The following is a 14,734-nucleotide window of genomic DNA, read 5'->3' as shown; positions in this document are numbered from 1 at the left end:
CATGCGCCTCATCGCTTCATTCCTGCTCGCCGTGCCCGCGCTCGCCCAGGCACTGAACAGCCCCGACGGCCAGCTCCAGGTGGACGTGTCGGTCAATGCCGAACAGCAACTCGTCTACACCGTGCAACGCGCCGGCCAGCCGGTGCTGCTGGCCTCGCGCCTGGGCCTGGTGCTGGAGCAGGGCGACTTCGCCAACGGGCTCAAGCTCGTCGCCACGTCGCCGGTCAAGGCCCACCGCGAGCAGTACACGCTCGCCGCCGGCAAGAAGAGCCGCATCGACTACCGCGCCAACGAGCAACGCTTCACCGTCGCCAACGCCGCCGGCCAGAAGTTCGTGCTGACGCTGCGCGCCTCCAACGACGGCCTGGCACTGCGCTACACGGTGGACGGCGCGGGTCGCAAGCAATTCAAGGACGAGCTGACCAGCTTCGCCTTCGCGCCGGAAGCTCGCGCCTGGCTGCAACCCATGTCGGTCGCCAAGACGGGCTATGCGCGCACCAACCCGTCCTATGAAGAGCACTACCAGGCCGACATCCCTGTCGGCACGGCGGCGCCTTCGCCTGCGGGCTGGGTGTTCCCCGCGCTGTTCCGCTCGGGCGCCAACTGGGTGGCACTGACCGAGGCGGGCATGGACGGCCGCTTCCACGCCTCTCGCCTGGGCAGCGACGTCACCGGCGGCACTTACCGCATCGGCCTTCCGGAGCCCAGCGAGGTCTTTACCGGCGGTCATCTGCTGGCTGACGTGAACGGGCCGCTGACAACGCCCTGGCGCGTGTTGGCCATCGGCCCGCTGAAGACCGTCATGGAGTCCACGCTGGGCACCGACCTCGCAGCGCCCGCCGTCGCCTTCGACAAGAAGAAGGTCCAGCCCGGCCACGCGTCCTGGAGCTGGGCCATCCTGAAGGACGACGCCACCGTCTTCGACGTGCAGAAGCGCTTCGTCGATTACGCCGCCGACATGGGCTGGAACTACACGCTGGTGGATGCCTACTGGGACCGCAAGATCGGCGACGCCAAGATGAAGGAATTGGCCGACTACGCGAAGACGAAAAACATCAGCATCCTCGCTTGGTACAACTCCTCGGGCGCCTGGAACGACACCGACATGAGCCCCAAGAGCGCGCTGCTCACCAAGGCCGCCCGCGCCAAGGAGTTCGCGCGGATGAAGGCCATTGGCGTGAAGGGCCTGAAAGTCGACTTCTTCGGCGGCGACGGTGCCTCCATGATTGCCTATTACGTCGACCTGCTGAAGGAAAGCGCGCAAGCCGGCTTCCTGATGAACTTCCACGGCGCGACGCTGCCGCGCGGGTGGGGCCGCACCTATCCCAACCTCATGACGGTGGAGGCGGTGAAGGGCTTCGAGTTCGCCACCTTCGACCAGAAGGACCAGGACCCGGTGGCCCGACATTCGGCCATGCTGCCGTTCACACGCAACCTGTTCGACCCCATGGACTTCACGCCCATGGTGTTCGGCGACATCCCGAAGATCAAGCGCGCCACGCGCAACGGCTTCGAGCTGGCGCAGAGCGTGCTGTTCCTGTCCGGCATCCAGCACTACGCCGAAACGCCCGACGGCATGGCCACCGTGCCGGCCTATGTGAAGGGCTTCCTGCGCGAGCTGCCGCGCCACTGGGACGAGGTGCGCTTCCTGGACGGCGAGCCCGGCAAGTTCGCGGTGATCGCGCGCCGCGCCGGCACGCAGTGGTATGTCGCCGGCTTCAACGCCGACGAGCAGCCGCGCGACGTGCAGCTCGACCTCGGCTGGCTGGGCGGGCGCGAAGGCCAGCTCATCACTGACGGCGCCGGCGAGCGCGAGTTCGCTGAAGGCAAGCTCGCTGCCCCGGCGGCCAAGCTGACGCTGGCGCCCAAGGGCGGCTTCGTCGCGCGCTTTCGATAATGAAGGCCCTACTGACCAGCCTGGCGCCCATGCGAACCCGAGCGGACCACTCCACCTACAGCGCCCAGACCGAAGGCAAGGGCAAGAGCCAGCACGGCCGCATCGTCAGCGAGCTGGGCCTGTCCATCGTCGGCGGCGAGCTGCAGCCCGGCGACAAGCTGCCGGCCGAGGCGCTGCTGCTGGAGCGCTACGAGATCAGCCGCCCGGTGCTGCGCGAGGCCGTGCGTGTGCTGGTCGCCAAGGGCCTGGTGGTGTCGCGCCAGCGTGCCGGCGCCATCGTGCGGCCGCGCAACGAGTGGCATCTGCTGGACCCGGACGTGCTGTACTGGCTCATCCAGGCCCGCCCGCAACGCGACTTCGTGCAGACGTTGCTCGAAGTGCGCCAGATCTTCGAGCCCGCCGCCGCCGCACTGGCGGCACGCGCCGCCACGGATGAGCAGCTCGCATCCATCGCCAAGGCCTACGACGGCATGGCCGCAGCGCGCACGACCGAAGAGCTGCTGGAACCCGACCTCGCCTTCCACCGCCGCATCGCCGAGGCCACCGGCAACGACCTGCTGGCCTACATCGGCAACATGCTGTCGCTGGCCCTGCGCGAATCCATCACGCTGTCCAGCCAGCTGCCCAACACGCACGAGCTCTCGCTGCCGCGCCACAAGGCCATCCTGACGGCCCTGCAGGCCCGCGACCCGCTCGGCGCCCGCCAGGCGACGCTGGTGCAGCTGGATGAAACCGGCGACGACATCAACAGCGTGCTGGCCAACGACGGCAGAGTGAACCTTGCGTGAAATGAAGCCCCTCGTCCAAGGCTTACCTTGGCCGGTCCCCCAAGTGGACGGCGATGCTTGCCGGATTGAGCGGCAAGCACATCGCCATGACGGGCCGGCTTGGGAGCGGCCCGGCGCTCGGCCCGAAGCAATGCACTACGGCCGCCGCGAGTGCGGCATGGATAACTGACATGGCCCGCGATAGCGACGACGACGGCGGCCTGACCGACGCCAGCCCCAACCCGAACTGGTTCCTGCGCGCGCGCCTGAAAACGCGCCAGCTGCTGTTGCTGATCGCGCTGGACGACGAGCGCAACATCCACCGCGCCGCCGAAGTCCTCTGCATGACCCAGCCGGCTGCCTCCAAGCAGCTCAAGGACCTGGAGGACATGCTGGACGTGAAGCTCTTCGAGCGCCACCCGCGCGGCATGGAGCCCACGCTCTACGGCGAGACCATGATCCGCCACGCGCGCATGGCGCTAACGTCTTTGTCGGCTGCACACGACGACATCGTCGCGCTCAAGCACGGTCTCTCCGGCCAGGTGGAGGTGGGCGTCATCATGACCCCTGCCATGGGCCTGCTGCCGCGCGCCATCTCGCGCATCAAGCTGCAGGCGCCCCGCCTGCGCATCGGCGTGCACATGGAGAGCAGCAAGGCCCTGCTGGACATGCTGCGCCGGGGCAAGCTCGACTTCATGATCGGCCGGATCATCGAGGACGAAGGCGCTGCCGGCATGCATTACGAGGAGCTGACGGTCGAGCCCGCCTGCGCCGTTGCACGCGTGGGGCACCCGCTGCTGAAGGCGGACAACCTGAAGCTCGCCGACCTCGCCAACCAGCCCTGGATACTGCCGCCCCAGGGCAGCGTGCTGCGCCACCGCTGGGAACTGATGTTCCGCCGCGCCGAGCTGGAGCCACCGGCGAACAACGTCGACACGACGGCCTTGCTGTTGATCACGGCCTTGTTGCAGCAGACGGATTCACTGCACGTGATGCCCGTCGAAGTGGCACGTTATTACGCGTCGCTGAATGTGCTGGCCATCTTGCCCATCGAGCTGCCCTGCCACATGGATGCGTTCGGGATCATCACGCGGGAGGGGCATCTGATGTCGCCGGGGGCGAGGCAGCTGCTGCATGAAGTTCGACTGGCTGCGCGGGATCTGTACTGACGTTGGGTTGGGTGGTTAGGTTGTCTATGCGGAGCGCGCGCGTGCTCGTTGCATTGCCGGGAGTCCGTCCCGGCGGCCGGGTAACTTTCTTCTGCGGGGCCAGAAGAAAGTCACCAAAGAAAAGGCCCTGAACCGCACACCATCGCGGCGCCGCCATGAGCGGCGCGCGAAAACAAGCGGCGGCATTGCGCCCAGATGCGACCCGCTTCGCTCTCGCTGCTGTCCCTGTGACGAGCACCATCCATCGCTTCTGCACGCCCGTTAACGCCGGCTGCACGCCGGGCTTATCAGGAAGCCAATGCAGCGCCGCGCGGGCGGCGCGACTGTTATGTGTTGGGACGGCTGGGCGTTGGCTCAGTCTTCGTCGGGTTCGGCGAACCTGGCCTGAAACGCCTCAGCGAACTCAGCCGACGCGCTGAACGTCAGCGTCACCGTGACCCAGCCGCCTGCCTCGTGCTGCACCAGCAGCTCGTGGTCCCAGGCGTTGCCGTCCTCGACCGGTCCCTGCCGGCCACCGAACTCGGCGTGGGCCCAGGCCAGCACCTGTTCCACCTCGGCCATCACAGCCGCATGCTCCTCCTCACGCGTGGAAGCCATGGCTTCCAGCGTGAAGATGCCGTCGGAGCTGTCGGTGAGGTCGAAGGTGAAGTGGTGCATGGGGTGGAAGCGTAGTGCGCCTTCGGGCGCTGCTCTGGATGCTTTGGCGGACAGCAGTGCTCGCTCGGTGCATTGCCGGGAATCCGTCCCAGCAATGCACCGAGCGGACACGCTCTACGCAAAACCAAGCGAACAACGAGTCAGGGCTTGCCCGCCGTAGCCGCCGGCAACGCCTTCAACACCCCTGGAAGTGGCGTTGCCGCCCCCACCATCGCCGCCCCCTTCGCAGCCGCCTCCGCCTTCAGCCCAGCCAGCCGCTCGACCGTGTCCGGATGGCTCTGCAACCAAGCCGTCCCCGCCGGCGCATCGTCAGCCTGCGGCATCACCTTGAACAGCGTGACCAGGCCGCCCGCATGGCCGTAAAGCGCGAGGCTGGCGGCCAGCGCCTCGGCATCGGCCTGCCGCTCGGCGTCGCGTGAATAGCCCAGCAGCGCCAACTGCGCGGCACCGCCCAGCAGACTTTGCGCGGCCTGCGCGCCGCCTTCGGGCGTCACCACCATGAGCACCAGCGACACCGCCAGGCCGTGCCCCATGTTCGCGGCCACGTGCCGGTGCTTGACGTGGGCGATCTCGTGGGCGAGCAGCGCTGCCAGGGCCTGCTCGCTGTCGAGCTTGCGCAGCAGCCCGTGGAACACGCGGATGCGGCCGCCCACCGTTGCATAGGCGTTGACAAGGTCAGAGGCGTCGTCGCTGACCACCACCGTCATGCCGGGCGGCAGCGCCATCACTGCCGACACCCGGTCGGCGAGCGCCTGCAATGCGGCCCGACGCTCGCGCGATGCGGCTCCCGCAGCAGAGGTCAGATCTTTCTGTTCATCGTCGAACACCCGCTCGGCCAGGGCGACTTCGTACTTGAAAGGCAGCCTGGGTGCAAGCCAGCGGGCAGACACACCCGCCACGAGCACCAGCAAGGCCAGCGCCGCGAGGCTGGCGGCCGCCAGCCAGGCCAGCTCGCGCAGCGGGTGGTCGTCGCGCTCCAGCAGGTCCTCCGGCGGCAGCCGGTTTTCCAGGCGCGGCGGAGTCATGCAGGCGCGTGCGTGGTCACAAAGCCGGCGTGGGCGATATCACCACGGGCTGAGCCTCGATCAGCGCTGTGCCGAACGCCATGATTTCCACGGAAGGCGTAGAGGAGCCGGCGATGGTGGTGCTCTGGAAGCGCACGCCGATGACGAGCGTGCTGCCGGCCGCCTGTGCCTGGGCTTTCAGGCGCAGCAGCGCCTCGCGGCGCGCCCGCTCCAGCAGCGTCTCGTAGCCCCGAAATCGCCCACCGAAGAAAGAGCGGAAGCCGGCCACGAAGGTCTTGAAATAGTCCGACGAGATGACCACGCCACCCGTGACCAGTTGCGCCGAGCCGGCCACCACGCCCTCGGGCACATAGCGCGTACTCAGCGCCACCACCCCGCGCAGCGCCTGCTCACGCTCACGGATGCTTTGGTAATGGCGGCGCTCCAACCAGCGACCGACGCCATAGCCCAGCAGCAGCAGGCCCAACGGCAGCCACAGGTTGACGGTCTCGAACAAGAAGTTCGTCATGATGATCAGTGCGCCGCGACCGTCAGGCCAGCTCCACCGTCACCGCCGAGCCATAGGCCAGGATCTCGGCCGCGCCCATGGTGATGCTGGTGGTGACGAAGCGCACGTTCAGCACCGCATTCGCGCCCACGGCACGGGCCTCCGCCGTCATGCGCTCAACCGCTTCTGCACGCGCCTCCTGCATCAGGTCCGTGTACGCCTTGAGTTCGCCGCCGACGATGTTCTTCAGCCCCGAGAGGAAGTCCTTGCCGACATGCTTGGCGCGCACGGTGCTGCCTTGCACGATGCCCAGGTGCGCGGTGATGCGGTGGCCAGGGGCGGTTTCGAGGTTGCTGATGAGCATGGTGGCGGGCTCCCTTGACATTTGAGGCCGCGATGATGCACGACGCAGCGCGAGCTCAAGTCCACCGCCCATGGAAGGATTCCCCTTCCGCCCCCCTCCCGCGGCGCCTTCTGCGCGCACGGAAGATGGCCATCAATGTGCGCAGCTAGGCAGCGCGCAAGTCCTGCAGCTGCGCCAAGGTCGCGCGCACCACATCGTCCACCAGATCGAGCACCCGCTTGCGCTCGGCCGCGGTCGCCGCAGCCGAGGCAGCGCCAGGTTGCTGCACGCCCAGCAGCACATGAAACGGCAGCCCCAGCGATGCGCCAGCCATGGGGCCGCGCGGGCCATCCGGCAAGCCGCCCTGCGGTGTGCAAGGGCGCGGTGTCAGGTCGACCATCGTGCCGACCATGCGGATTGCACGACCGTCGGCGGCGCGCTCGATGACGCGCCCACGGGACTGCACCTGCCGATAGCCCGAGCCGTTGCTGCGCAGCCGGAACGTGCACTCATAAGTGGGTTCGGCGCCACGCATGTGCGCGCGCATGACCGTCAGCATGCCTTCCAGATCGGCGGGATGCACGCGGCAGCGCCAGAAGTGCGTGCTGTCGGGGCTGTGAGGATCGGGAAAGCCGAGCCGCACTTTCCACTGCGGCGAATACTGGACCGTCTCCAGTTCGGGGCGAAGATCCCAAAGACCCAGCTCACCCGCGTCGACGGCCTCTTGCAGGCGCAAGGCCTGTTCCTTCGTGTCCATGAGCGGGATTGTCATGGCCCGATCCCGCGCAAGCCCACATCGCACCAGCCTGCCGGCACCCGCGAGGTGCACTCCACCACGGAGCAGCGGATCTTGAAGCTTGGGGCCGAAGGCCCGCCCGCCGATCAGGGCTTGCAGCCGACCGAGGGATTCGCCTTCGGCCCTGTCTTTGTCTGCTCGATGAACGGAATCGTCCCGTCGGCCCGGTACTGAAACTCCTCGATGGCCACCGACCGCCGGTACTCCCCGCCGCCCGGCAGCTCCGCGTTGTGATACGCGATGTAGCTCTTGCCGTTGAAGTCGAAGATGGCCTGGTGGATGGTGGGCGTCTTCAGGTTCTTGGCCATGATGACGCCGCGCGGCGTCCACGGGCCGGTGGGCGAGGGCCCGGTCAGATAGGCCGTCTGCTCGGGGAAGAACTCCGAGTAGCTGAGGTAGTAGGTGCTCTTGCCGTCGACCTTGCGCTTGTGCAGATAGGGTGCCTCGACGAAGTCCTTCACCGGCAGCACCTGGATGGGCCCGTCCAGCTCGGTCATGTTGGCCTTGAGCCTGGCGTACTTCAGCACCGTGTTGCCCCAGTACAGCCACGCCTGGCCGTCGTCGTCGACGAACACGGTCGGGTCGATGTCGTCCCAGGCGATGTCGGTCTGCTTGGTCATGTCGTTGGTGATGAGCGCGGAGCCGCGCGCATCGACGAAGGGGCCGGTGGGTGAATCCGACACCGCCACACCGACCGCGAAGCCCGGCACAGTCGCGTGCTCGACCGTCGAATAGAACCAGTACCGGCCGTCGCGCTTGACGATGTCCGATGCCCAGGCGCGGCCCTTGGCCCAGGTGAAAGTCCGGGCCTTCAGCGGCACCCCTTCGTCCTTCCAGTTCGCCATGTCGCAGGTCGAGAACACGCGCCACTCGTGCATGACGAAGTCCTTGCCTGCGGGCAGGGCCTCGTCGCGGCCGGCGAAGAGGTAGACGCGGCCACCGTCGACCAGCACGGCGGGGTCGGCCGTGTAGAACGGCGCGAACAGCGGGTTGGTGGCGGCATGGGCCGCGCCGCACGCCAGGGCGGCGGCCAGCAGGATCTGCTTGATCATCAGGCCTGGACTTTCTTGAGAGACAAGAGGCGTTGCACGGCGCAGAACACGAACAACAGCGCGCCGATGACGATCTTGGTCCACCAGGAGCTGAGCGTGCCGTCGAAGGCGATCAGCGTCTGGATCAGGCCGAGCACCAGCACGCCGGACAGCGCGCCGGCCACATAGCCATAACCACCCGTCAGCACGGTGCCGCCAATGACGACCGCCGCAATCGCGTCCAGCTCCACGCCCTGCGCGTGCTGGCCATAGCCGCTGAGCATGTAGAACGCGAACAGCAGGCCGGCCAGCGATGCGCAGAAGCCACTGAGGCCATAGACGGCGATCTTGGTGCGGCCGACGGGCAAGCCCATCATCAGCGCCGACTGCTCGCTGCCGCCCAGCGCGTAGACGGTGCGGCCGAAGGCGGTGCAGTGCGCCACCCACAGGCCCATGCCCAGCATGGCCAGCGCGATGACGGCACCGGGCGACAGGAAGGCGCCTGCGAACAGCGGGATCTGCGTCTGCGACAGCGTGACGAAGAGGGGTGCGTCGATGGTGATGCTGTCCACGCTGATCAGGAAGCACAGGCCGCGCGCCAGGAACATGCCGGCCAGCGTGACGATGAAGGGCTGCAGCTTGAAGACGTGGATGACCACCCCCTGCAGCGCGCCGAAGACCGTGCCGCCGAGCAGCGCCACGAGGATGACCAGCTCCGCCGGCCACTGCGCGACCTGCAGCAGCCAGGCGGCGACCATGGTGGTGAGCGCCAGCACCGAGCCCACCGACAGGTCGATGCCGCCGGACAGGATGACGAAGCTCATGCCGACCGCGATGACGAGCAGGAAGGCGTTGTCGATGAGCAGGTTGGACACGACCTGCGTGGAGGCAAAGCCCGTGTAGTTGGCCGCGCCGGCAATGAAGAGCACGGCCATCAGCACGACGCTGACCCAGCTGGTGAACGAGGGGGCGGCCATGGCCGATCTCAAGGCTTTCATGCCTTCCTCCAGGTGGACCACGCAGACGACTGCGAGATGCAGACCGCGAACACGACGACGGCCTTGACAACCATGGTGACCTGCGGCGGCACGCCCATCGCGTAGATGGTGGACGTGAGCGTCTGGATGATCAGCGCGCCGATGAGGCTGCCGGCGAGGCTGAACTTGCCGCCGCTGAGCTGGCCGCCGCCGAGGGTGACGGCGAGGATGGCGTCCAGCTCCAGCAGCAGGCCGGCGTTGTTGGCGTCGGCGCTCTTGATGTTGGACGAGATCATCAGCCCGGCCAGGCCCGCGCCGAGGCTGCAATACACGTAGACGAAGAAGACGATGGCCGCCGTGCGCACGCCGGCCAGGCGCGCGGCAACGGGGTTGATGCCGACCGTCTGGATGAACAGGCCCAGCGCCGTGCGCTTCATCAGCAGCGCCGTGAGGCCGCCCACGGTGGCGACGACGAACAGTGACACCGGCAGGCCGAGCAGGTAGCCGCCGCCCAGCCAGAAGAAGCTGGCGGGTTCGTAGACGGTGATGATCTGGCCGTCGGTCAGCAGTTGCGCCAGGCCCCGGCCGGCGACCATCAGGATCAGCGTGGCGATGATGGGCTGCAGGCCAAGGGCCGACACGAGCAAACCGTTCCACAGGCCGCACAGCAGCGCGGCGCCCAAGGCGGCGATGAAGGCGACGGCCAGACCATGCGAGCCGACCAGCACGCAGGCGACGGTGCCGGCGATGGCGACGACGGCGCCCACCGACACGTCGATGCCGCGCGTGGCGATCACCAGCGTCATGCCGAGCGCCGCGAGCATCAGCGGGGCGGCGCGGTGCAGGATGTCGATGAGGCTGCCGTAGAGGTGGCCGTCCTTGATTTCCAGATGCAGGAAGCCCGGCACGAAGAGGGCGGCGACGGCGAGCAGCAGCGCGAGCGCGGCGAGAGGCCGGAAGAGCGGATGGCGCCAGAGGGCGGCGCGCGCGTGCGGAGAAGACATGGCTAGCGGGGGAGAACTCATGGGGTCGTGAAATGCAGCGCCGTCGCGTCGCCACGGTAGAGGACGGAGCGGGGCTTGTTTGCGCTGCGGCCGGCGGCGTCGACCAGCGTCACATTGAGGCGACGTTGCGCAACCAGGCCGGGGAAGCGGCCCTCCCGCGCGCCGACGTGCAGCACCCGCCGGGCGTCGTCCCAACGCAGCGTGACGGTGGCGCGCTCGCCGCTCTCGTAGCGGTAGGTCTCGCCATCGTCTTCGTAGAGCGTGAACTGCGCGTCGGCGCCGGGGTAGATGCGGATGTCGTAGGGCGCGCCCGGCTGCTGGCCGACATGCTCGATGACCGGGCCCAGGGGCACGATGCTGCCGGCACGCACGAACAGCGGGAACTGGTCCAGCGGGTACTCCCGGGCCACCGTCTCGCCGCCGGCGTGGCGGCGGCCGCTCCAGAAATCGAACCACGCGGCACCCGCGGGCAGCAGCGTGGCTTGGCGCTTGTCGATGTGGCGCTGCTCGTCGGCAAGCGCTCGCAGCTGGCCGGGCGTGCGCCAGGCCAGCCGCAACTTGCGGCCGCCGCCGTCCTGGTAGAACTCGATACGCAGCTTCACGGCCTGGCCGGCGTTCAGCATGACGCGCTTGCCCTCGAAGCGCGCGGCGCCGTTCTTCCAGTCGTCGACGACGAGCTTGTCGTCCAGCCAGAGCCGGAAGCCGTCGTCGCCTTCCAGGCCGATCTCGTACTCGCCGGCCTCGGGGGCGAGGAGCGTGCCCTGCCATCGTGCCGAGAACTGGTTGAGGCTTTGCAGGCCGGGCGGCACGCTGCCGAGCGGCGCGGGCGGCCAGTCGTGGGCGACGGGGCCGTCCACCGTGCGGCTGGCCGGCTTCTCGAAATTCATGCCGGCAAAGTACGCCAGCTCCAGACCCGGTTCGCCGGCAGGCGTGCGCAGCGCGCTGGCGGGAATGGTGGCGGCGGGCGGCACCTCGGCATAGAGCGTGGAGCGGGTGACGGGCTGCACGAGGAAGGCCGGGCCGAACATGTAGGTGTCGTCCACCTTGCGCAGCGGCTTCTCGTCGGGGAAGTCCATGGCCAGGCCGCGCATCATCACGTAGCCCTGCTCGTGCGCGCGCCAGGCCAGGCCGTAGAGATAGGGCAGCAGCCGGTAGCGCAGCTGGGCGGCGCCCAGCAGCGAGCGATAGACTGCCGGGTCCAGCGTCTTGTACAGATAGGGCTCGCGCTCGACGTCCGTGCCGTGGATGCGGTAGATGGGGTTGAAGATGCCGAACTGGTTCCAGCGCGCGTACAGCTCGCGCCAGGCGGGGTTGCGCTCGCCGCCGGGGTAGGGCACGAAGAAGCCGCCGGTGTCCTGCGACCAGTAGGGCGTGCCGGCCATGCCGACGTTCAGGCCGCCGGCGATCTGTGCGCGCAGCGTGGCCCAGCTGGCCGTCGTGTCGCCCGACCACGGCAGCGCGGCGTAGCGCTGCTGGCCGGCCCAGGCGGAGCGGGTCAGCGTCATCGCACGCTTGTTGCTGCTGGCCCGCTGGCCTTCGTAGACGCCGCGGGTGGTGACCAGGCTGTAGACGTTGAGGTAGCGCGTGAAATCACCCATGGCATTGCGGCCCAGGCGCTTGATGTCGGCCTCGACCTCGCCGGCGTCATGCGCGGCGCCGCCCACCTCGACCTCGGTGCCGTCCATCCACAGCGCGTCCACGCCGATGTCCAGCAACCCCTTCTTGGTGTGCTTGAAATAGATGGCCCGGCCCTCGGAGCTGAAGGCGTCGTAGATCTGCGCCTTGCCCGAGATCCAGTGCTTGGGCGCAAAGCGAAGCCCCTTGGCATCGAGCGCTTTGGCCAGTGCGGTGTCGTCACCGACCGACGGCCAGATGGAGATCATCAGCTTGGTGTTCAGCTCGCGGTGCAGCGTGTCGACCATGCCGCGCGGATTGGGGAAGCGCTCGGCGTTCCAGGTCATGCCGCTCCAGGTGCCGTCCTTGTCACCGCCCCAGTACTGCCAGTCCTGCACGATGGTGTCGAGCGGGAAGTGCTCGGCACGGAAGCGGCGCGCGACGCCGAGCAACTGCTGCTGGGTCTTGTAGCGCTCCTTGCTCATGAACAGGCCGAAGGCGCTCTTCGGGAACATCGGTGCCGCGCCGGTCAGCTGGCGGTAGCCCGCCATCACGTCGTCCATCGTCGTGCCGGCCACGAGGTAGTAGTCGGCGCCGGCCGGCGCACTCTCGGCCCAGAAGCGGGCGCCTTGCGCGTCGTCGGTGAAACGCATCTTGGAGTACACGTCCCACAGCACGCCCCAGCGGCGCGTCGAGACCATGAAGGGCAGCACGATGCCGATATTGGTCTGCACCATCAGCACGTCACGGCCGCGGTAGTCCATGTAAGACTCGTTGTACTGGCCCAGGCCGTAGAGCGACTCGTCGGCCGTGAGGCTGAAGGCCTGCGTCATCGCGTAGCTCGGCGCGCCGGAGAACTCTGCCGGCGTGAGCTGGGCGGGCGCCTGCTCGCGCGTGAACAGGCTGCCATCGGGCCGGTAGAAGGCCACCGCGCCGCTGCGCTTGTCGATGTCGACGCGCAGGGTGGCGCTGGTCAGCACCAACGTTTCTGCAGCGTCCTTCACTTCGAACGGCACCGCCTGGGGAGTGGCCACGACGACCAGACTCGGCTGCGTCGCATGGCTCTGGCCGAGGTGGGCGGTCACGCGCACGAGACCGGGGCCGTAGAACAACACGTTGCGGGTCAGGGTGCCGATTTGAAGTTGCACGCCCGCATCGAGACGCGTCCACGCGAAGCCCTGCGCGGCGGCGGGCAGCGGCTCGCGCAGCGTCTGGCCGTTGGCGTCCAGGCCCGTGCTGGCGGAAGCAGCGCCCGCGCACAACAGCCACGCGGCCAGCAGCGTGCTAAAGGGAAGGCGGGAGGCGAACCCAGTCATGCGTCAGCCGCTTCGACTGACGCCGGCTCGGCGGCGATGACTTCGAGCACGCTGCGTTCGTCCAGCTCGCCGCGGCGGTATTCCCCGGCGGCGCGGCGGTCGCGCATCACGACGACACGGTCGCTGCAATGCAGGACCTCGGGCAGTTCGGACGAGATGAAGAGGATGGCCATGCCCAACTGACCGTTCTCGTCTTCCTTGTGGGCGAGCGCGCGCACGGCGTCCATCAGGTCTTCCTTGGCGCGTACATCGATGCCGCGCGTGGGCTCGTCGAGGATGAGCACGGCCGGCTCGGTTGCCAGCCAGCGGGCGAGCAAGGCCTTCTGCTGGTTGCCGCCGCTGAGCTGGCCGATGGGTGTGTCGGCGTTCGGCGTCTTGATGCCCAGGCGCTTGATGTAGTCGTCCGCCAGGGCCTGCTGCTGCTCACGGTTCATGACGAGGCGCAGGCCGTGGCGGGCCTGCAGGGCGAGCAGGATGTTGTCGCGCACCGAGAGGTCGAGGATGGCGCCTTCATGCTTGCGGTCTTCGGAGCAGAAGGCGATGCCGGCGGCGATGGCCTGGCGCGGCGAGTGCCAGCGGTCGCTGTGCTCGCCGGTCTCGACATGGCCGGCGTCGGCCGTGTCAGCGCCGAACAGCAGGCGCGCGGCTTCGGTGCGGCCGGAGCCGAGCAGGCCGGCCAGGCCCAGCACTTCGCCGCGCCTGAGCTCCAGGTCGAGCGGGTGCAGCGCACCGCGCCGGGCCAGCCCTTGCGCCTTCAACACAGGGGTGCCGGTTTTCGGAGCGCGGCTGTCCAGGCGGCTGGGCTGCTGGTCGGGCGGCGCACCCACCATCTTGTTGACGAGGGCCAGGCGGCTCAGGTCGCTCGCCAGGTACTCGCCCTCGGTCTCGCCGTTGCGCATGACGGTGATGCGGTCGGCCAGCGCGTAGGTCTGGTCCAGGAAGTGGGTGACGAAGAGGATGGCCAGGCCCTGGCCGCGCAGGCGCTTCAGCACGGTGAACAGGCGCTGCACGGCGGCGTCATCCAGGCTGGAGGTGGGTTCGTCCAGGATGAGCACCTTCGCCTGCACGCGCAGCGCGCGGGCGATGGCCACCATCTGCTGCACCGACAGCGAATAGCGCGACAGCGGCGCGGTGACGTCGATGTCGAGGTCCATCTGTGCGAGCACGCGTTTCGCTTCGGCGTTGACGGCGGGCCAGTCGATGCGTCCCCATTTACGAGGGAAGCGGCCGGCGCAGATGTTCTCCGCCACGCTGAGATTGGTGCAGAGGTTGACCTCCTGGTAGACGGTCTGGATGCCGAGCTGCTGGGCGTCTTCGGTACGTCTGGGGGCGATGGTTTCGCCGTTCAGCACGATGGTGCCGGCTTCCGGTGTGTAGAGGCCGGTGAGCACCTTGATGAGGGTGGACTTGCCTGCGCCGTTCTGGCCCATCAGCGCGTGGACTTCGCCGGGGTAGAGGCGCAGGCTGACGTCGGTCAGGGCTTTGACGCCGGGGAAGGATTTGTGGATGCCGGAGAGGGCGAGGACGGGTTGGGAATTCATGTCGGTTGCCTGTTCAACGGCTGGTCGATGCCTAGGCCCATGCCGGGATTTCGCCCCGGCGGGCGAGTCACTTTCTGGTCCGCCAGAAAGTAACCAAAGAGCTCCCCCCG

At 68.1% G+C, this 14,734-nt stretch carries 13 protein-coding genes; 3 read left to right on the top strand and 10 right to left on the bottom strand.

Annotated elements, in window-relative coordinates:
• Window position 1 precedes the first annotated feature (1 nt).
• From AC0IZJ_RS17490 to AC0IZJ_RS17480, 3 genes are all read left to right on the top strand, one after another.
• The gene (locus tag AC0IZJ_RS17490; RefSeq protein ID WP_471852301.1) at window positions 2–1,897 is read left to right on the top strand and encodes a glycoside hydrolase family 97 protein; all 1,896 of its coding nucleotides are present in this window, start codon (window positions 2–4) and stop codon (window positions 1,895–1,897) included.
• A 29-nt stretch (window positions 1,898–1,926) separates the two neighbouring features.
• The gene (locus tag AC0IZJ_RS17485; RefSeq protein ID WP_471852299.1) at window positions 1,927–2,685 is read left to right on the top strand and encodes a FadR/GntR family transcriptional regulator; all 759 of its coding nucleotides are present in this window, start codon (window positions 1,927–1,929) and stop codon (window positions 2,683–2,685) included.
• A gap of 170 nt (window positions 2,686–2,855) precedes the next feature.
• Window positions 2,856–3,833: a LysR family transcriptional regulator gene (locus AC0IZJ_RS17480; protein ID WP_471852297.1), complete on the top strand. Its 978-nt coding sequence runs from the start codon at window positions 2,856–2,858 to the stop codon at window positions 3,831–3,833.
• Between the two features lie 354 nt (window positions 3,834–4,187).
• Here AC0IZJ_RS17480 and AC0IZJ_RS17475 read toward each other — a convergent pair whose 3' ends face one another.
• The 10 genes from AC0IZJ_RS17475 to AC0IZJ_RS17430 all read right to left on the bottom strand — a co-directional run bounded on the left by AC0IZJ_RS17475 (window position 4,188) and on the right by AC0IZJ_RS17430 (window position 14,624).
• Window positions 4,188–4,490 (bottom strand): hypothetical protein, encoded by a 303-nt coding sequence (locus AC0IZJ_RS17475; protein ID WP_471852295.1) that lies wholly within the window; start codon window positions 4,488–4,490, stop codon window positions 4,188–4,190.
• Window positions 4,491–4,630: 140 nt separating this feature from the next.
• The gene (locus AC0IZJ_RS17470) at window positions 4,631–5,515 is read right to left on the bottom strand and encodes a M48 family metallopeptidase (RefSeq protein ID WP_471852293.1); all 885 of its coding nucleotides are present in this window, start codon (window positions 5,513–5,515) and stop codon (window positions 4,631–4,633) included.
• 16 nt (window positions 5,516–5,531) lie between these two features.
• Window positions 5,532–6,023, bottom strand: a complete 492-nt coding sequence (locus AC0IZJ_RS17465; protein ID WP_471852291.1) for a YbjQ family protein — start codon at window positions 6,021–6,023, stop codon at window positions 5,532–5,534.
• 22 nt (window positions 6,024–6,045) lie between these two features.
• The gene (locus AC0IZJ_RS17460; RefSeq protein WP_471852289.1) at window positions 6,046–6,366 is read right to left on the bottom strand and encodes a YbjQ family protein; all 321 of its coding nucleotides are present in this window, start codon (window positions 6,364–6,366) and stop codon (window positions 6,046–6,048) included.
• A gap of 145 nt (window positions 6,367–6,511) precedes the next feature.
• Window positions 6,512–7,081 carry a PAS domain-containing protein gene (locus AC0IZJ_RS17455; RefSeq protein ID WP_471852286.1) on the bottom strand — a complete coding sequence of 190 codons (570 nt, stop codon included), beginning with the start codon at window positions 7,079–7,081 and terminating at the stop codon, window positions 6,512–6,514.
• A gap of 146 nt (window positions 7,082–7,227) precedes the next feature.
• Window positions 7,228–8,193, bottom strand: a complete 966-nt coding sequence (locus AC0IZJ_RS17450) for a glycoside hydrolase family 43 protein (protein WP_471852284.1) — start codon at window positions 8,191–8,193, stop codon at window positions 7,228–7,230.
• Entirely contained in the window at window positions 8,193–9,170 is a 978-nt protein-coding gene (yjfF, locus tag AC0IZJ_RS17445) for a galactofuranose ABC transporter, permease protein YjfF (protein ID WP_471852282.1), read from the bottom strand. Before yjfF ends, AC0IZJ_RS17450 begins: the two co-directional genes overlap by 1 nt.
• Window positions 9,167–10,174, bottom strand: a complete 1,008-nt coding sequence (locus AC0IZJ_RS17440; RefSeq protein ID WP_471852280.1) for an ABC transporter permease — start codon at window positions 10,172–10,174, stop codon at window positions 9,167–9,169. The genes yjfF and AC0IZJ_RS17440 overlap by 4 nt, the downstream gene beginning before the upstream one ends.
• Window positions 10,171–13,083 carry a glycoside hydrolase family 31 protein gene (locus tag AC0IZJ_RS17435; RefSeq protein WP_471852277.1) on the bottom strand — a complete coding sequence of 971 codons (2,913 nt, stop codon included), beginning with the start codon at window positions 13,081–13,083 and terminating at the stop codon, window positions 10,171–10,173. The genes AC0IZJ_RS17440 and AC0IZJ_RS17435 overlap by 4 nt, the downstream gene beginning before the upstream one ends.
• A complete protein-coding gene (locus tag AC0IZJ_RS17430) occupies window positions 13,080–14,624 on the bottom strand; it encodes a sugar ABC transporter ATP-binding protein (RefSeq protein WP_471852275.1) in 1,545 nt (514 codons plus the stop codon). The genes AC0IZJ_RS17435 and AC0IZJ_RS17430 overlap by 4 nt, the downstream gene beginning before the upstream one ends.
• Between the last annotated feature and the right edge of the window lie 110 nt (window positions 14,625–14,734).

Source organism: Roseateles sp. AC306 (assembly GCF_979253795.1).
The sequence above is the reverse complement of the archived record's forward strand: the minus strand, read 5'-3'. Positions and strand labels throughout refer to the sequence as shown.

Excerpts from the sequence above, each read along its gene's own strand:
- AC0IZJ_RS17490 (WP_471852301.1), top strand. The coding sequence starts at position 2 with ATGCGCCTCATCGCTTCATTCCTGCTCGCCGTGCCCGCGCTCGCCCAG.
- AC0IZJ_RS17485 (WP_471852299.1), top strand. The coding sequence starts at position 1,927 with ATGCGAACCCGAGCGGACCACTCCACCTACAGCGCCCAGACCGAAGGC.
- AC0IZJ_RS17480 (WP_471852297.1), top strand. The coding sequence starts at position 2,856 with ATGGCCCGCGATAGCGACGACGACGGCGGCCTGACCGACGCCAGCCCC.
- AC0IZJ_RS17475 (WP_471852295.1), bottom strand. The coding sequence starts at position 4,490 with ATGCACCACTTCACCTTCGACCTCACCGACAGCTCCGACGGCATCTTC.
- AC0IZJ_RS17470 (WP_471852293.1), bottom strand. The coding sequence starts at position 5,515 with ATGACTCCGCCGCGCCTGGAAAACCGGCTGCCGCCGGAGGACCTGCTG.
- AC0IZJ_RS17465 (WP_471852291.1), bottom strand. The coding sequence starts at position 6,023 with ATGACGAACTTCTTGTTCGAGACCGTCAACCTGTGGCTGCCGTTGGGC.
- AC0IZJ_RS17460 (WP_471852289.1), bottom strand. The coding sequence starts at position 6,366 with ATGCTCATCAGCAACCTCGAAACCGCCCCTGGCCACCGCATCACCGCG.
- AC0IZJ_RS17450 (WP_471852284.1), bottom strand. The coding sequence starts at position 8,193 with ATGATCAAGCAGATCCTGCTGGCCGCCGCCCTGGCGTGCGGCGCGGCC.
- yjfF (WP_471852282.1), bottom strand. The coding sequence starts at position 9,170 with ATGAAAGCCTTGAGATCGGCCATGGCCGCCCCCTCGTTCACCAGCTGG.
- AC0IZJ_RS17440 (WP_471852280.1), bottom strand. The coding sequence starts at position 10,174 with ATGAGTTCTCCCCCGCTAGCCATGTCTTCTCCGCACGCGCGCGCCGCC.
- AC0IZJ_RS17435 (WP_471852277.1), bottom strand. The coding sequence starts at position 13,083 with ATGACTGGGTTCGCCTCCCGCCTTCCCTTTAGCACGCTGCTGGCCGCG.
- AC0IZJ_RS17430 (WP_471852275.1), bottom strand. The coding sequence starts at position 14,624 with ATGAATTCCCAACCCGTCCTCGCCCTCTCCGGCATCCACAAATCCTTC.